Annotated in this window: 3 protein-coding genes; all 3 read left to right on the top strand. The window is 60.6% G+C overall.

Annotation, left to right across the window (positions count from 1 at the left end; genetic code table 11):
- The first annotated feature begins 481 nt into the window (after window positions 1-481).
- Window positions 482-580 carry a K(+)-transporting ATPase subunit F gene (kdpF, locus tag HX846_RS40400; protein ID WP_003219423.1) on the top strand — a complete coding sequence of 33 codons (99 nt, stop codon included), beginning with the start codon at window positions 482-484 and terminating at the stop codon, window positions 578-580.
- Between the two features lie 108 nt (window positions 581-688).
- Window positions 689-2,395, top strand: a complete 1,707-nt coding sequence (gene kdpA, locus HX846_RS15075; protein WP_003219425.1) for a potassium-transporting ATPase subunit KdpA — start codon at window positions 689-691, stop codon at window positions 2,393-2,395.
- Window positions 2,396-2,405: 10 nt separating this feature from the next.
- Window positions 2,406-2,797, top strand: a 392-nt coding sequence (locus HX846_RS15070) for a potassium-transporting ATPase subunit C (protein WP_178965639.1), incomplete at its 3' end; no start/stop codon positions are given.

Genomic DNA, 2,797 nt, shown 5'->3' with positions numbered 1-2,797 from the left:
ATAAGTAGCCGTTACCTAAAAAACGGATATACACCCAACATCAACGTAAAGAACCCGTATAGATTCCCCCCCAGCCGTAACGTTTAAGTCGTCTCTATTGAGCAACTAATCCCCCCTCCACTACTGTGACCTCCACCCCAATAACCCCCGCAGGAAGTCATCGTGGAAAGTTCAACGTTAGGCATGATCGTCCTCTCAATGATCGCCCTGTTCGGCGCCGCCGCGTTTTGCTTCGAACAACTCGCCACCCGCGAATCAAAGAAAAAGAAAGCCAAATAAGCTGATCATCAAAAGCAGCAAAACCCCAGTGCTTCAAGGGATACCCCGCCCCCGGGTTATCCCTTTTTTCCGTTCGCCCACCCCACCGCCCTCTATACACCGTCTTAATGCCCAAACCCGCAATCAGTGCCCGAACTTGATACCCAACCTCTTAACCTCCCCGCGTCCGCAATCGCGGCTTATTAATCAGGGGAGTTCCACCGTGCTCACACTCAAGTTCATCTATATCGCCAGCGGCCTATGCGCCGTCGGGCTGTTCGCTTATCTGGGCTACGCCCTCATTCGCGCCGAAAAGTTCTAGGGAGCCCCACCATGTACGACATGATTTTTGTAGGCCTCTCCCTGGTGTTTTTCGCCGCGACAACCATGGCCATTGTCGCCATGGGCAAGATTTGAACGGAGCCTCGACATGCTAAGCACTTTGCTGGAATTTGCGCTGGTCCTGGGGTTGATGACCGGGCTCGCCGTGCTGATGGGCAAGTGGCTGACCCGGGTGTTTACCGGAACCCGCCACGCCCTGCCGGAACGTTATACCTATCGCCTGCTGGGCATCGACCCGCTGGAAACCATGAGCTGGGCCCGCTACGGCTCGGCCCTGTTGCTGTCGAACGCCGCGATGATGCTGCTCGGCTATCTCATCCTGCGGTTACAGGCCGTCATGCCGATCAACCCACTCGGGCTGGCCGCACAAACCCCGGACCTGGCGTTCAATACCGCCGCTTCCTTTATCACCAACACCAACTGGCAGGCGTACTCGGGCGAAACCAGCCTGTCGAACTTCAGCCAGATGGCAGTAATCACCTTCCTGATGTTCGTCGGCGCCACCTCGGGCGTGGTCGCCGCAGCCGGTTTTATCCGTGGCCTGAGTCGCTCAAGCTCGGCGGATATCGGCAATTTCTGGGTCGACTTCACTCGCACCCTGTACCGCGTGATGCTGCCGCTGTGCGTGGGCATGGCCCTGGTGTATGTGTGGCAAGGCATGCCGCAGACCTTTTCCTCCCAAGCCCTGGCCACCACCCTGGAAGGCGCGCAGCAACAACTGATTGTCGGCGCCGTGGCGAGCTTTGAATCGATCAAGCATATCGGCACCAACGGCGGCGGCTTCTTCAGCATGAACGCCGCGCACCCGTTCGAAAACCCGACCCCGCTGACCAACGCCCTGCACATCCTCAGCATGTTGCTGATCCCGTCGGCGCTGACCTACACCTTCGGCAGCATGCTGCTCCAACGCCGTCAGGGCTGGGTGTTTTTCGGCACCTTCCTGGTGATGTTCTTAGGCTTTCTCGCGCTGGTGTACGGCGCCGAGCAAAACGGCAACCCGCTGCTGACCCAGGCCGGTGCCAACCAGACGCTGTCCATCGAACAAAGCGGCGGCAATATGGAAGGCAAGGAACTGCGTTTCGGCATTGCCGACAGCAGCCTGTTTATCGCCACCACCACCGCGGCCACCACCGGTTCGGTCAACGCGATGCATGACTCATTGACCCCCATGGGCGGCTTCGTGCCCCTGGCGCAGATGATGCTCAACTGCGTGTTCGGCGGCGACGGCGTGGGCTTTATCAACCTGATCCAGTACGCGCTGCTGACGGTGTTCCTGGTGGGCATGATGATCGGCCGCAGCCCGGAATTCCTCGGCAAGAAGATCGAGGCCCGAGAGATGAAACTGGTGATGCTCTCGGTGCTCGCGCACCCCATCAGCATCCTCGGTTTCACCGCCCTCGCCGCCCTGTGGCCCGACACCATGGCCAGCCTGAATAACCTCGGCCCCCACGGTTTCAGCGAGGTGCTCTACGCCTACACCTCGGGCACCGCCAACAACGGTTCGGCGTTCGCCGGGCTGAACGCCAATACGCCGTTCTTCAACACCACCATTGGCCTCGCGATGCTGGTCGGGCGCTTCTTCACCATGCTGCCGATGCTCGCCGTGGCCGGTTCCCTGGCGATGAAAAAGACCGTGCCTGCCGGCGCCGGCACCATCCCCACCGCAACCCCGCTGTTCATGGTGCTGGTGGTGTTTGTGGTGCTGGTGGTGGGCGGCCTGACTTTCCTGCCGGCGCTCGCGCTCGGTCCGCTGGTGGAGCAACTGCAGTTGCTGTCCGGCCAGACGTACAACTAAGGACACGTTGATGACGACTCAATCGATATTCAAAGGGCTGTTGCGCCCGGTGCTGGTTTCGGCAGTGTTTTTCATGGCGCTGACCGGCCTCGCCTACCCGGTCTTCACCACCTTTGCCGCGCAGTTGCTGTTCCCGTTCCAGGCCCAGGGCTCGCTGATTGAACGCGACGGATTGGTGATCGGCTCGGCGTTGATCGGCCAGGACTTCACCAGGCCCGGCTACTTCCACGGCCGCCCGAGCATGACCCTCGGTGCCGACCCGCAAGACCCGAGCAAAAGTGTCTCCCAGCCGTACAACGCCGGTTCCAGCGGCGCCAGCAACCTGGGCCCTACCAGCCAGAAACTGGTGGACCAGGTCGCGGCCCGGGTTAAAGCCTACCGCCAGGACAACGGCCTCGCCGC

The sequence above is a fragment of the Pseudomonas sp. K5002 genome (genome assembly GCF_013386655.1).
Lineage (GTDB): Bacteria > Pseudomonadota > Gammaproteobacteria > Pseudomonadales > Pseudomonadaceae > Aquipseudomonas.
The sequence above is the reverse complement of the archived record's forward strand: the minus strand, read 5'-3'. Positions and strand labels throughout refer to the sequence as shown.

Coding starts and splice junctions, on each gene's coding strand:
- kdpA (WP_003219425.1), top strand. CDS start 689: ATGCTAAGCACTTTGCTGGAATTTGCGCTGGTCCTGGGGTTGATGACC.